We start from the raw sequence: 13,408 nt of genomic DNA, 5'->3' as shown, positions 1-13,408 counted from the left end.
AAATCAACGTTGCCGGAAGACGGGTGCAAAGGCAAGACTCAAGCGTTTTGCCGGCGCGCCCGTTTTCTTTTTCAGCATCGAGTCGATAACTGATAAAATCACGCCAACTTTCCCCATTCCCATATTTTCCTTTCTTTTCAAAGAGGCATCCCTGATGGCATTCCAGAAAATTGCCCTGACTCTTGCTGCCGCTTCCTGCCTGGTGCTGGCCGGCTGCGGCGACGATTCGTCCAAACCTGCTCCGAAGAAGGCAGAGGCTCCTGCCGCCACCGCTTCTTCCGGTCCTTTGAAGGCCGCCTGGATCTATCCGAGCCCGAGCGCCGACGAAGGTTGGTCCAAGCAGCACGATGAATCGCGTCAGCTGATCCAGAAGCAGTTCGGCGACAAGATCAAGACGCAGTTTGTGGAAAACGTCACGACGATGGCCGACGCCGAACGCGTGATTCGCGATCTCGCTTCGCAAGGCAATAAGATCATCTTTGCGACGAGTTTTGAATTCATGAACCCGGCGCTCAAGGTGGCCAAGGAATTTCCCGATGTGAAGTTCGAACACTGCACGGGTTATAAGACGGCCGACAATTTCAGCTACTACAACGCTCGCTTTTATCAGGCTCGTTATCTCGCAGGCAAGCTTGCCGCTTCGATGAGCAAGGATGGCCACTTGGGTTACGTTGCCGCTGTGCCGATTCCCGAAGTGCTCCAGGGCATCAACGCCTACACGCTTGGCGCGCAGACCATCAATCCCAACGTGAAGGTTGACGTGGTCTGGACCAACACCTGGTATGACCCGGGCAAGGAAGCCGATGCGACCAATACGCTTATCGGCCAGGGCTGCGACATCATCACGCACCACACCAACTCCCAGGCTGTGGCCTCTACGGCCGAAAGCAAGGGCGTGAAAGTGATCAGCTACAACTCCCCGATGGTCAAGGCCGCTCCCACGCAGCTGATCGGTGCCGTGACGCACCACTGGGACGAGTTCTACGCCAAGCGTATCCAGGCAGTGATGGACGGCAAGTGGAAGGTTGAGCCGATTTGGGGCGGCGCCGAAATGCATATGGTGCGTCTGTCCAATATCTCCAAGGATGCTTCCAAGAAGGTGGTTGACGACATCAACGCCACCTACGCCAAGATGGAAAAGCAGGAATTCGATGTCTTCACCGGTCCGATCGTGGACAACGAAGGCAAGGTTCAGATCCCTGAAGGCAAGCGTGCCGACGACAAGATGCTGACCACGATGAACTACTTCGTCAAGGGCGTGACCGGCAAAGTCCCGAGCAACAAGTAATCGGATGCTTCCTACTGCAGTCGCCTTTTGCGGGCGACTGCGCAAAAAAGAGCCCGCTTATGCGGGCCTTTTTGCAACCGGGCGGCGTATTTTCAGGCTTCGGCAGCAGCGAGCGCCTTGTTGAGGCTGTCCAAAACGAGCGTGCGGTGACGCTCTTCGTGAAGCGTACCCACGTAGGCGCGGATGAGTTCAGCCGTCTGCCAGCGTTTGGTCGGAGAAAGACCGATCATTGCCTTGAGCGCGGAGGTAAAAAGCGGATCGTGGCAGTCGGCTCCGTGAGGCAAAACGGTCGTCGTGGTGATGCGGCGCGCTTCCTCTTCAATCGCAAAAAGCATCGGAAAAAGAACGCCCACGGGCAGGCGCTGTGCGGCCTGTGCGGAAAATTCCGCGAGTTTCTTCAAGTAATGATCGATGTTTGTGGGAAGAAAGAAGGCAAGCGTGGGCTTGGCAGCATCTTCCCGCAGACGGTCGGACAGCTCTCTGAGAATTGACAGCATCGTTCGCGCAAAGCTTTCGGCCACGGCGCGCGGCGGCGTTGTGGGGAGCGCCCGGATCAGAAGCTCTCCCTTTTGCGTGTCGCTCAAAAGACAGTCAAAGAGCATGTCCTGAGCTTCTTTGGTCGAAAGACTCTGCACGGCGTCGCGCAGAGCGTCGGCGTAGCCGTAGTGATCCATGGCTCGTGTTATGCCTTATGGTTGCCGCCGGACTTGTTGCGCGAAGCCGGACGGGAGGAGATTGTCGTCGAGACGCCCGTCTGAGCGGCAGCGGGTTTGGAGGCGTTCTTGCGGGGGCGCCCCGGCGAACGGTGCTCGACGGCGCTCGGCGCAATCTGAAGGCTGCTCACAAGGCGGCTGGCGAGATCGTCGACGGAAGAAGCCGACGCGGCGGATTTGAGTGCGGGCGATACCTTTGCCGGCGCAGCGGCCTTGGGCTTGGAGGTTGCAAGCTTGGCTTCCGTCTTGATGATCTTGACCGTCAGATTTTCTTGCGGCTTAACAGCCGTTTTGGTGATTTTGGCCGGTTTTGCCGGCTTTTCTGCCTTTTTCTCGACTTTAGCGGACTTTTGGGGAACGGGTGTACGGGACTTTTCAGCCGCGGTCGTCTCCGAGAATTCGAAACCTTGCTCTTCACACCAGCTCTTGAATGCCTTGCGATCGGAAACCACGGCGCAGGGCACGTCGCCGAGCATCGTCTGCGAGAAGCCGAAGGGCTTGAGCGAGGCGGGCGGCATATCCATTAGCACGGCGAGGGCGGCGCCCTCGGGGCTGTCCTTGAGCGCGCAGAAAAGGGAGTCGCTCTTTCGGATGTTGCGTTCCAAGAGTGTCTTGGCTGTGGCAGTGAGCGCCTTGAATTCGGTCTTGTCCATTCGCTCCACCCAGTCGGTGAGCGAAGACTTCTGCATCAGCGAGAGTGCACGGTGGCAGCGAAGCGCGTCGCGGCGCGTTTCGGCGTAGAGCTCAAAGACATCATTGGATTGTGCGGCGTCGAGATCGTCCTGAGAGGGAAGGCCGTCCTTGGTGAGTTCGAGCGCCTTGAGGCCCTGTGCGCTCAATTCGCGGACCTTATCATGCAGCGCTTCGTACTTGGCGATGTATTCGGGAATCATGCGCTGACGCGCGGCAAAGATGACCGTGTAGAGGTCGGACACTCGGGTCATGGCCTTGAGGAGCTTTTTGGGAGATTTCTTCCAGTCTTCGCCCAGCTCGGACTCAAGCACCTTCTTGAGGCTGCGGGGTTTGAAATCGGCTGCGCGCAACTGTCCGGCCGCATCCATGGAAAAGGAAATGGTTTTGGTGTCGTTCACGGTACTGCTTTCTGTGTGAATGGTCTTGTCTCATCGGCGACTACGGTTTAGCGCAGTCAATCGAGCCATTTTAGAACGGCGAGGCCTAGACGAAGGTTAGGAATTGCTCGAAAAAAGCCCGAGCGCCTCGAAATTTTCAGGTGCTCGGGTCTTGAATCGGAGCAATTTGGGCAAAAACGGTGCCGTTACGGTTCGTCGCCCGTTTTGATCGGACGGTTGTCGTCGCTTACCCATTCCGACCAGCTGCCGATGTAGACGCCCGCGGCCGGAATGCCCGCTTCCATCATGGCCAGATGATTGCAGCAGGCCGTCACGCCCGAGCCGCAGCTGTTGATGATGTCGGCGTGAGGAACACCGTTAAAGACCGTCTCAAATTCTCGACGAAGCGTTTCCGTGTCTTTAAAGCACTTGTTGGGAAGGAGGTTATCGCCGCTCGGACGGTTGAGGCTGCCCGGAATGTGTCCCGCTTTCGGATCGTGGTTTTCGACTTCGCCCGTATAGCGGTTGTGAGCGCGCGCGTCGACGAGCGTGTAGTCGCGAAGCTCCAGATTGCGTTCCACGAAGTCGTCGTCAAAGACGCGCTCCAGCGGCATGGTGGCGCGATAGGTGCCGGCTTCCCATTCGGGTTCTTCGACCTGAAGAGCAAGACCTGCTGCCTTCCAGGCGCAAAGCCCGCCGTTTAGGACGCGTACGTTGGCAAAACCGACCCAGCGCAGCGTAAACCAGAGACGGGCGGCAAAGTTGCTTTCTCCGTCGTCGTAGACGACGACGGTTGAATCCGGATTGAGTCCGAGGCGACGCATATTGACGCAAAAGCGTCCGGAATCCGGCAGCGGCGTGCGGCCATTGCTGCCCGAGCAGACTCCGGCGACGTCGGTCTTGAGATCGGCAAAGCGAGCTCCCGGAATGTGACCTTCGGCATAGGCGGCCCGTCCGTAAGCCGCATCGGTCAGGCTGTAGCGGACATCAAGCAGCACGAGCTTGGGATCGGACAAAAGAGCGTTGAGTTCGGTAACGGAGATGAGCTGAGAGCCGGACATGCTGTTTTCCTAAAGACGGTTCGATGGAATTAGGATGGGTCTTTCTTTTTACGGGCTGATGCGCGCTTGGTGATGACACTCGCGCAAACACCGGCAAAAATAATGATAGCGATCCCAAGCAAGCTCTGCAGTTCGATGGGATCGCCGAAAATCACGACGCCCATAATGACTGCAAAGACGATGGCAGAGAACGACAGAATGGAACTGAGAAGCAGATTGCCCGATCCGTAGCTCTTGGTGAGCGCAATCTGAGCGAGCGTAGCGGAACTTCCCGCTGCAATGATGCACAGTACGCTCTTGGTGGTGTACACGTCGGGCTGATCGAAGATCGGATGCGTGATGGCGCCGAAGACGATATTGAACAGCGTGAAGTAAAACACCACGCGCCAGTCGGGTTCGTTCAGACGCGTGAGTTCCCGAATCTGCATGTAAGCAACGGCAGACAGCAATCCTGAGGCCAGACCGATGAGAGCCGGAAACATATCACCCGCATGAAACTCCGGCTGCAGTACTTCCACAACGCCCGCAAAACCCACGACCGTAGCGACAACGAGTTGCCACTGCACGGGCCTCTTGTACCAAAGTGCGGCTCCCACGACGAAGGCCGCCATGAAAAGAGGCGAGGTGTAGTTGAGCGTCATGCCTGTTGAAAGCGGAAGATTGGCGACGGCATATAGCCACATGCCCAGAGCCACGGTACCTATGCCGCTGCGTTTGACGTGAGAGCCGAAGCACGGTGTCTTCAGAGACCGGCCGGTTGCCAGGGCCCAGACGAAAATCGCGACGAAGCCGAAGACGCCGCGCCAGAGAATCATCGAAAAGGATCCGATTTCCGGTGCGGCCATCTTGACGCTTGCCGCCATGACTGCAAAAAGAAAGGACGCCACCAGCATCCAGAAGGAAGACATCGTTTAGCTGTGCATTTTGTTGAACGAGATGACACTATAGTCAAAATCGGTTGCACCAAATCACGCATCGACGACTTTTGGAGTTTGCGATTTTCTCCCGGGATGCCCGCGGTATGATGATCGTCACGACTTTTCTTCAACATCTTTTGGAAGACTCGACAGATGCTCAAAATCGGCTTTTTAGGCGGCGGCAACATGGCGCGTGCCATTGTGGCGGGCTTGGTTTCAAGCGGCGCGGATCCGAAGCTTGTGACGGTGATGGATCGTCATCCCGAAAAATTGGCCGCGTTGCGCGAGCAGTTCGGCATCACGACGCAAGAGAAACCCGGCGACTGGATCACGGCGCTTGACGTTGTGGTTTTGGCCGTCAAGCCGCAGGGACTCAAGGAATGTTGTGAGCAAGTGGCTTCGTTGGTGTCGCCCGAGACGACGGTGCTTTCAATCGCAGCGGCCGTTCGCGCCGACGTGATTGCCGAGTGGCTCGGCACCTGCCGTGTGGTGCGCTGCATCCCCAACACGCCTTCGATGGTGGGAAAGGGTTTCTCTGGACTCTTTGCCGGTCCGCGGACAACCGAAGACGACCGCACACGTTCTCAATATGTTATGCAGACGGTTGGCGATTTGGTATGGGTCGAAAGCGAGGACGATTTGCACCTGGTGACCGCCGGCCCCGGCTCGGGACCCGCCTACGTGTTTCTCTTCATGGAAGCACTTGCCGACGCGCTTGTGCAGGAAGGTCTTACTCCTGAAAAGGCCAAGGAATTTGCGCTCAGCACGGTGGAAGGCGCGGCGGCCTTGGCTCGCACGAGCGGTGAGGCGTTTGACGTGCTTCGTCACAACGTCACGAGCAAGGGCGGCACGACGGCCAAGGCAATCGAAGCGTTTGAAGCGCACGATCTGCGCGGTACCGTCAAGGCGGCGGTGCAGGCCTGCAGAGCCCGCAGCAAAGAAATGAGCGAATTGTTTTCCTGATGTCTTCCTCTGATCAATCAGAGGCTTGACGGCCTGGACTGCAAATCAAAAGCAAGACGCCGACTCAACCGAGCCGGCGTCAAACGTTTGGTCGATCAGAAAGCGAGATCCAGAAGTCCTTTGGGTCTGTAGCCGAGCGTCTGCACGCACAGGGGCACTTGCGTTGCGGTAAGCTGAAGCGTGTCGTGCACCTTTTCCGAGTCGAAGGTAAGTCGCGCCAGACAATTGATGTTAAGCGCAGCGCAGGCCATGTAAACGGACATCACCTTGGCTCCCGTGTCCAGAAGCGGAGCGTGCGCCATCACTTCGTTGGAGAGTTTCGTGATGTTCTTGCGGTTGATGAACTGCACGATCTGCATGGCCAGATCCGTCATCAGTCCCTGCGTCTTGGCTTGGTCATAGACGTAGACCAGATGTACAGGCGCTTGCTTGACCATCGGTTGCAGCAGGCAGAAGTCCTTGCGGCAGTCCTTCTCATGCACAAACGACAAGACGCGGCGCTCCGGCACCCACAGCCATACGCCGTTGGCCTTGACGACGTAAGTGTCGATTTCCTTCCAATTGAGCGTCGTGGGTGTCGTGCGGTGGTTTGCGTTGTTTCCCTTGCCGTTTAAGCCGTCAGCCGCCCACAGGATGCGCACCAAATCTTCGTCGCAGATGGGGGCGTCGGAAAAATCGAGCGACGACCGTCGGCGCATCAGGACCTCTGTGAGCGACATCGACATATCGTCCGGCTCTGGCAGCTCCCGTTCGGGAGCCTTGGGTGCCTCAGCGGCTTTTTTGCCTTTGATGATGTCTTTGAGTTCATCAATGCGTTTCATCGTAGCTCCTTATTTCGGGAAGCCGACAGTGACGGCCATTTGAGGATCGTAGGAGGTGAGTCCCAGGGCTTGAAGTACGGTCTGCGGCTCAAACCAGGCGCGCGGAACGGCGGCAAGGCCCATGGCCGAACACGCCAGAAGCGCGTTTTGAACCATGACGCCAACATCGACCGACTGACAGATGGCGCCTGCAAGACCGCCCGAGATGCGTTCGGTTTTTGCCTGATTGACCGCAAAGATCAGCGTGACGGGAGCCGAATGCACGAAGTCTTGCCCCGCAGTGGTAGCCGAGCGGTGATCACCCTCGGCAAGAAGCTTGAGAGCATTGGTTTCGGCGCAATAGGACCACACCCCCTTTTGGTCGAAAACGAAACATTCGACTTCGCGGCTGTCGAGAGCCGAAGGCGCGGTGCGTCGGCCGTCGGCGCCGTTTTGTCCGGCGCAGGCCCACAGCAGCGTCGAAAGAAGCGGCAGATCAAGAGATTGATCTGAAAATTCACGGCGGCTGCGGCGACGTCCCAACACCTGCGAAAAAGGCATTGTCATTTCCACCGGCGGCGGCAGCTCAATGGTCGTCTGCATATCTCAACTCCAAGGAATTTTTCGTGCGAAAAAGCGGATCCGCAAAAAGAAAACTCGGTCGGCCTTCGCGCAGAAATGCCAACCGAGAATAATCCTTTTTTTCGAAATTGTGATGACGCCGGAAGACTTCTTTTAGCGAACGTCTTCAAAGAGCGAAGCGTACATGGGCCAATAGACCGAGTAGACGAGCGTGAGCATCATGAAGGCAAGCGGCATGACGACGAACGTCACAGCGGCGTCGGTCGAGCCGAACGCAGTAATCAGTGCCGAAGCAAGCAGCCCGAAGGCGACGATCATGGCGCCCACAAGCAGCACAAGCAAAATCACCGGGATGATGTTGCGCAGGCATCCGAAGAACGAATAAAACACGGCCTTGCCCCAGCTCATGCGTTTTTCCGAAGCCAGAAGCGGGGCAAACCACACGGCCATGAGACCGGGAATGTAGACGACAGTCACGGCGACGATGGCGTCCCAGGGAATGTTGGCTTGCACGCTTGCCCAGTCAAGCCGATCGTTGGCGTCAATCTTCCAGAGCGCGATGGAGTCGGCGGCCATCAGGCCGTAGAGCGCGTTGACGGTGATGAGAATGAAGCCGTAAACAAAGCCGATGCGCATAAGGTTTTGACGCACGACGGGATCGGCAAAGACAGCCTTGAGTTCGGAAAGACGCGGATCGCCTCCCTGAAGCGCGGTGCGCGTGCTGCGGCCGATAAAGGCGGTGCCAAAGGGCATGAAGAGCGCCGCAAAGACGATGCCCGCATATGGAATGGCGCTCAGAAAGCCCATGATGAGCAGGTAGAGCATCGTGACGGCCAAAAGATTGAGGGGTTTGCGGCCGACGGCCGTTGCGGCGTCGCGAAACCAGTACCAGCCGCTTGCGGCGGGCAGACGGCGCGAAGTGTTGCTGTCAGTCATTGAAACAAAAGGTTGAATGAAACAAAGGAAAGAGCCGAGAGGACTCTTCCCAGAACGCAAAATTTTAGGCAACAAGCGCAATAGTTTCGCGCTTTCGATTCCTCAGAATCTTTTCAAAATATGTTGGATCGTGGGGCTTCAAAATGCTTGCCTCACGCGGCAGGTAGAAGTCGTACAGGCGAGAGAGCCAGAAACGGAGCGCGGAGGCTCTGAGCATGTCTGGCCACCAACGGCAATCGGTTTGCGTGAAAGGAAGCACGGCGTGATATGCCTTGAGAAAGGCTTCGGTCTTGTTCGGATCCAATCGCAGGTCGGGTGCATTGAAGTCCGTGCACCAGTCGTTGACGGTGACGGCAACATCGAACAAAAGAGCCGTGCAGCCCGCAAAGTAAAAGTCAAATACGCCGCTCACGCGTTCCTGCGCGGTGCCGTGCCCGACGATCATGGCGTTGTTGCGGAAAAGGTCGCAATGGCAGGCGGCTACGGGAAGCGTCTTGAAGTCGGGATCGGAGAAGACGGCAAGCTGATGCGAGACCTCTTCAGAGAGCATTTGACCCACATCGGGGGCAAGGTGGGGAAGCACGATCGGCGCCGTTGTCTTCCACCACTGCGGACCTCGCAGGTTTTCCTGAAAGAGCGTGAAGCTTTTTGCTGCCAGATGCATGCGGGCGAGTACTTCACCCATGCTGGCACATTCCTGCGGGGTGACGTTTTCGATGCTGCTCCCTTCCAGACGGTTGGCGATGGAAAAGGGCTTACCCTTGATGTGCGAAAAGAGGCGCCCGTTTTTCGTGCGCACCGGAGCGGCCACAGGGCAGCCCTGTCCGCGCAGGTGCGCGCACAGTTCCAGATAGAAGGGAAGCTGCTCTTCGGAGAGCCGTTCAAAGACGGTGAGCACCCAACGACCCTCAGTCGTGTCCAGAAAATAGTTGGTGTTCTCAATGCCGCTTGCAATCGGCTCAAGCGACAAAAGCTCCCCGATGTTGAAGTCGGGGAGCCGGGAGCGCACGTCCTGCGTCGACAGTGTCGTAAAGACGGCCATGATCCGAATTACCAGCTGAACTCGATGAACTTCGGCGTATCGAGCGTGGAGCGGGGATCGGCACCCGGACGGTTGTCAACGGGGCGGTCGCTGCGGTTTTTCATCGTGTAGGGGATTTCGGTCGAGCCCGGCGTCACGCGCACGTCGGTCACGCGGTTGTTCTGATCGTGTGTTTCCTCGATGATCGTGCCGTATTCCGAACGATATTTCGTCACCTTGCCGGTATCCACACGCTTGCTGCGCTCTTCACGGGCGCGCTGCATGTCGCGTTCGGACGGCTCCAGACGCGAGGCTTCGTATGTTTCGCGGGCATCGCGGTTCGAGCGCTTGACGTTGGCGTTCAGATCGGGGGCAGGGGGAGCGTTGCGCTGCACTTCTTCGGAGGGCGGAACGTAGGCGGGCGGCGCATCGTTGACCTGTGCCCAAAGACCGGTGGCCATGCCGGCCAAAACCAGTGCGCTAAAGAGTTTACGCATTCAAAAATCCTCTCTTTCTTTATCAGTTTGCCGCGGAAAGAAATCCTCGGCGTGTGTCTCTATCTTAGCGGTTTTACGGGCCTAAAACGTGTTAGGAGCGCCTTAAAAATATGGAGTGGAGCGTTTCTGCGACACTGTTGCGGCCGCGGAATTCTTTAGAATCGAGTGACTGAAATTTTGAGACGATCGATTCATGCCCAAACTACTTCTTGTCGACGGTTCCAATTACCTTTTCCGAGCCTTTCACGCGCTGCCGCCTTTGACCACAAGCAAGGGCGAGCCGACGGGCGCCATCAAGGGCTTCAACGGAATGCTGCGCACGGTGCACGAGGCCGTGTCGCCCGATTGCGAAATCTGCGTTTTTGATGCCAAGGGGAAGAATTTCCGCCACGAGCTCTTTGAGCAGTACAAGGCCAACCGTCCGCCGATGCCTGAAGAATTGCGAAGCCAGATCGAGCCGATCTTTGAGCTGGTCAAGCTTCAGGGCTGGCCGTTGTTGCAGATCGAAGGTGTTGAAGCCGACGATGTGCTGGGTACGCTGGCCGTGCAGGCGGTAGCCGCCGGCTGGGACGTCGTGATCGCGACCGGTGACAAGGATTTGGCGCAGCTTGTGGGGGATCGCATTCAACTTATCAACACGATGTCCAAGATCGTGCTCGATCGCGAAGGCGTCTTTGAAAAGTACGGCGTGTATCCCGAGCGCGTCATCGACTATCTGGCACTCATGGGTGACAAGGTCGACAACGTGCCCGGCATCAACAAGTGCGGTCCGAAGACCGCAGCCAAATGGATTGCCGAATACGGCAGTCTCGACAATCTCGTGGCCAATGCCGACAGCGTCAAGGGCAAAATCGGCGAGTATCTGCGAGAGGGTATTCCGTTTCTGGATCTTGCAAAGAAGTTGGTCACGATCAGTACGCAGGCGCCCGTTACGTTCGACCCGGTCGCGTTTGCCAAAAAGGACCCGGACGCCCAGGCTCTCGCTCGGTTCTACGCTCGTTGGGAAATGAGCGGTTCTGCGGGGCGCCGTGCCGCGCGCACTCCCAAAACAGTCGTTCCGACGATGACGCCTGATCTTTTTGCCGCACCCTCGATTCCGACGGAAGGAGCCGGGGAGACGACGCCTGCGCCCGTTTCCGTTGTGGCAGATGATGTGCGCGTCGTACGTACGGCTGAAGAAATCGCCGTTTTGGCCGACGAACTCAATGCGGCTGCCGCCGATCGCTTCCCCGTGGCCGTCTGGGTGGCGGGCAACAGCGCCAGCCCCATGCACGATGCGGCGGTGGGTGTGGCATTTGCGATTAATCCGCTGCGCACGGCCTATGTCCCCTTGGCGCATCAGGAGGGACAGAACGCGGACGCAAAAGCCCTCTGCGAGCGTCTTGCGCCGTGGTTTGCGGGTACGACTGCCAAGGTCTTTTTTGATGCCAAGCGCTGCCAGCATCTGCTGGCCAACGCCGGACTTCCTGTGGCGGGCACCGTGCACGACGCCATGCTCATGAGCTATGTGCTCGAAGCGCATCTCAAGCACAACTTCGCCAAGATCGTCGCCCGCACGGCCGGACTCTCGGCCCAGGACGATGAGGCGCTTTACGGAAAGGGAGCAAGCAAGGTTGATGCAGCTGCCGTGCCGATGCAAGACACCGCAGCCTTCGGGGTACGTACCGCTGCGCTTTTGCGTACCGCCGCTTCGGTGATGTGGGTGAAACTTGCCGAAGACGAAGCGCTTTTATCGATTTATCGCGATATGGAACTTCCTGTGATGCAGGTGCTCACCGGGATGGAGCGTACGGGCGTATTGATTGATCGCGACAAACTTGCACAGCAAAGCAAGGAATTGTCCGAGCGCATCGATGAAGTCAAGGCAAAGATCGAGGAAATTGCGGGCGGCGCCTTTAATCCGGCCAGTCCCAAGCAGCTCGCACAGGTTCTCTTCGAAAAGCTTCAGCTGCCGGTGAAGAAAAAGACCGCTTCAGGGACGCCATCGACCGACGAAGAAGTCTTGAGTGAATTGGCGCTTGACTATCCGCTGCCGAAATTGATTTTGGAATTCCGAGCGCTGTCCAAGCTCAAGAGTACTTATACGGACAAGCTTCCGCAGATGGCCGACGCCGCAGATGGCCGCGTGCACACGACCTTCGGTCAGGCAACGGCCGTGACGGGGCGATTGGCAAGTTCCGAACCCAATTTGCAGAACATCCCGGTGCGCACCGCCGAAGGGCGCCGCGTGCGAGAAGCGTTCGTCGCCAAGCCCGGATGCAAGCTGATTTCGGCTGACTACTCGCAGATCGAACTGCGCATCATGGCGCACATCTCCCAGGACGAGGGCCTTTTGAAGGCTTTCCGCGAAGGCAAGGACATTCACCGCGCCACGGCTGCCGAAGTGTTCGGCACGCAGCCTGAAAACGTGACTCCAGAACAGCGTCGCATGGCCAAGGTGATCAACTTCGGTCTGATCTACGGCATGAGCGCTTTCGGTCTGGCACAAAACCTCGGCATCGAACGCCGGATGGCTTCGCACTACATCGAGGAATATTTCGCCCGCTACCCGGGGGTCGCACGTTACATGCAGCAGACACGCTCAGCCGCACACGCGCAGGGCTACGTGCAGACGGCTTTCGGTCGCCGCCTGTGGCTGCCCGATATTCTGAGTTCCCGCCCGGCCGTGCGTGCAGGGGCGGAACGCGCCGCCATCAATGCGCCGATGCAGGGTACGGCCGCCGACCTGATCAAGCGTGCGATGGTGTCGCTCGATCGCTGGCTTAAGGAACAGCATCTCAAGAGCCGGTTGATCCTTCAGGTGCACGACGAACTGATTCTCGAAGTACCCGAGGACGAGGTCGAACTGGTCAAGCAAAACGTTGCCGGCATCATGCAGTCGGCCGCTTCGCTTTCCGTGCCGCTGCTTGCAGAAGTGGGCGTGGCCGACAACTGGGAAGCGGCGCATTAACTGCTACTCGGAGGGCGTCCGCCGGCGAAGGCCTTCCAAAACCGCGAAGATCAGAATTGTGAAGATCGAGAGCACCAGGCAGAGAGCTGCGGCGGCATCGAAGTCTGCGCGCGAGACCGCGTTGAAGATCTCCAAGGACAGCGTGTTCGTTTTGCCCGAAAGGTTCCCGCCCACCATCATGGTGATGCCGACTTCGCCGCTTGCGCGCGAAACGCCCAACAAGAGTCCGGAAAGGATTTGGGGCGGCGTTCCAGCAGCTTTTCAATGCTGAGCAGCTCGACGAGCTCGTCGAAGGCAAGAAGCGGCTTTCGCTTGCCGAACAGAACCGGAAAACGGATGGTTTCTTCAACGGTGAGATTCGAGAAAAGTCGGTGGGTTTGAGTCAACTACCCCGCTCTAAAGAGCGAGGCTTGATAAAAGCCTTGGTTGACTAGCCTCAGACCGCCCAAAAGGCGGGCTACGTTGGTTGGGAATGTATAGGCACCGCGGGATGTCAATCCTAGTCCCGCGCTCTGCGGTTTGCGGTTAAAAGCTCTGAGAGGTAGGAGCGGTGCCGCGAACAGGTAAACCCCTTCCAACATTGGCGAAGGATTTCAACCGGTCGCAAGAC

Annotated in this window: 15 protein-coding genes; 3 read left to right on the top strand and 12 right to left on the bottom strand. The window is 57.8% G+C overall.

From position 1 onward, the window contains the following. Positions 1-3: 3 nt before the first annotated feature. Positions 4-141: a hypothetical protein gene (locus tag DW133_RS10120; RefSeq protein ID WP_199588843.1), complete on the bottom strand. Its 138-nt coding sequence runs from the start codon at positions 139-141 to the stop codon at positions 4-6. Positions 142-154: 13 nt separating this feature from the next. Between DW133_RS10120 and DW133_RS06825 the strand changes: the two genes are divergently transcribed. Then, complete coding sequence (locus DW133_RS06825; protein WP_118275906.1) at positions 155-1,288, top strand: BMP family ABC transporter substrate-binding protein; 1,134 nt, start codon at positions 155-157, stop codon at positions 1,286-1,288. Between the two features lie 92 nt (positions 1,289-1,380). Here DW133_RS06825 and DW133_RS06820 read toward each other — a convergent pair whose 3' ends face one another. From DW133_RS06820 to DW133_RS06805, 4 genes are all read right to left on the bottom strand, one after another. Continuing rightward, positions 1,381-1,962 carry a hypothetical protein gene (locus DW133_RS06820; protein WP_118275905.1) on the bottom strand — a complete coding sequence of 194 codons (582 nt, stop codon included), beginning with the start codon at positions 1,960-1,962 and terminating at the stop codon, positions 1,381-1,383. A gap of 8 nt (positions 1,963-1,970) precedes the next feature. Continuing rightward, complete coding sequence (locus DW133_RS06815) at positions 1,971-3,092, bottom strand: hypothetical protein (protein ID WP_118275904.1); 1,122 nt, start codon at positions 3,090-3,092, stop codon at positions 1,971-1,973. 185 nt (positions 3,093-3,277) lie between these two features. Then, positions 3,278-4,132: a sulfurtransferase gene (locus DW133_RS06810; protein WP_118275903.1), complete on the bottom strand. Its 855-nt coding sequence runs from the start codon at positions 4,130-4,132 to the stop codon at positions 3,278-3,280. 29 nt (positions 4,133-4,161) lie between these two features. Further along, the gene (locus DW133_RS06805) at positions 4,162-5,040 is read right to left on the bottom strand and encodes a DMT family transporter (protein ID WP_118275902.1); all 879 of its coding nucleotides are present in this window, start codon (positions 5,038-5,040) and stop codon (positions 4,162-4,164) included. A gap of 162 nt (positions 5,041-5,202) precedes the next feature. On the opposite strand from DW133_RS06805, the gene proC reads away from it, so the two are divergent. Further along, a complete protein-coding gene (gene proC, locus DW133_RS06800; RefSeq protein ID WP_118275901.1) occupies positions 5,203-6,012 on the top strand; it encodes a pyrroline-5-carboxylate reductase in 810 nt (269 codons plus the stop codon). Positions 6,013-6,107: 95 nt separating this feature from the next. On the opposite strand, the gene DW133_RS06795 is transcribed toward proC, so the two are convergent. The 5 genes from DW133_RS06795 to DW133_RS06775 form a co-directional block, all read right to left on the bottom strand. Further along, positions 6,108-6,833, bottom strand: a complete 726-nt coding sequence (locus DW133_RS06795; RefSeq protein WP_118275900.1) for a nitroreductase family protein — start codon at positions 6,831-6,833, stop codon at positions 6,108-6,110. Between the two features lie 9 nt (positions 6,834-6,842). Continuing rightward, on the bottom strand, positions 6,843-7,415 hold the full coding sequence (locus DW133_RS06790; RefSeq protein ID WP_118275899.1) for a nitroreductase family protein: 573 nt from the start codon (positions 7,413-7,415) through the stop codon (positions 6,843-6,845). A 132-nt stretch (positions 7,416-7,547) separates the two neighbouring features. Continuing rightward, on the bottom strand, positions 7,548-8,330 hold the full coding sequence (locus tag DW133_RS06785; RefSeq protein WP_118275898.1) for a BPSS1780 family membrane protein: 783 nt from the start codon (positions 8,328-8,330) through the stop codon (positions 7,548-7,550). 64 nt (positions 8,331-8,394) lie between these two features. Beyond that, positions 8,395-9,372 carry a homoserine kinase gene (locus DW133_RS06780; protein WP_118275897.1) on the bottom strand — a complete coding sequence of 326 codons (978 nt, stop codon included), beginning with the start codon at positions 9,370-9,372 and terminating at the stop codon, positions 8,395-8,397. Between the two features lie 8 nt (positions 9,373-9,380). Then, positions 9,381-9,848 carry a hypothetical protein gene (locus DW133_RS06775; protein WP_118275896.1) on the bottom strand — a complete coding sequence of 156 codons (468 nt, stop codon included), beginning with the start codon at positions 9,846-9,848 and terminating at the stop codon, positions 9,381-9,383. A gap of 193 nt (positions 9,849-10,041) precedes the next feature. On the opposite strand from DW133_RS06775, the gene polA reads away from it, so the two are divergent. Continuing rightward, a complete protein-coding gene (gene polA, locus DW133_RS06770) occupies positions 10,042-12,798 on the top strand; it encodes a DNA polymerase I (RefSeq protein ID WP_118275895.1) in 2,757 nt (918 codons plus the stop codon). Between the two features lie 3 nt (positions 12,799-12,801). On the opposite strand, the gene DW133_RS06765 is transcribed toward polA, so the two are convergent. Continuing rightward, positions 12,802-13,017 carry a hypothetical protein gene (locus tag DW133_RS06765; protein WP_233542136.1) on the bottom strand — a complete coding sequence of 72 codons (216 nt, stop codon included), beginning with the start codon at positions 13,015-13,017 and terminating at the stop codon, positions 12,802-12,804. Further along, positions 12,975-13,184, bottom strand: coding sequence for a hypothetical protein (locus DW133_RS06760; protein WP_118275894.1), 210 nt, complete (start codon positions 13,182-13,184; stop codon positions 12,975-12,977). The genes DW133_RS06765 and DW133_RS06760 overlap by 43 nt, the downstream gene beginning before the upstream one ends. Between the last annotated feature and the right edge of the window lie 224 nt (positions 13,185-13,408).

It is taken from the genome of Sutterella sp. AM11-39 (assembly GCF_003472385.1).
Taxonomy (GTDB): domain Bacteria; phylum Pseudomonadota; class Gammaproteobacteria; order Burkholderiales; family Burkholderiaceae_F; genus Duodenibacillus; species Duodenibacillus intestinigallinarum.
This window is presented reverse-complemented; position numbering and strand designations above follow the sequence as displayed.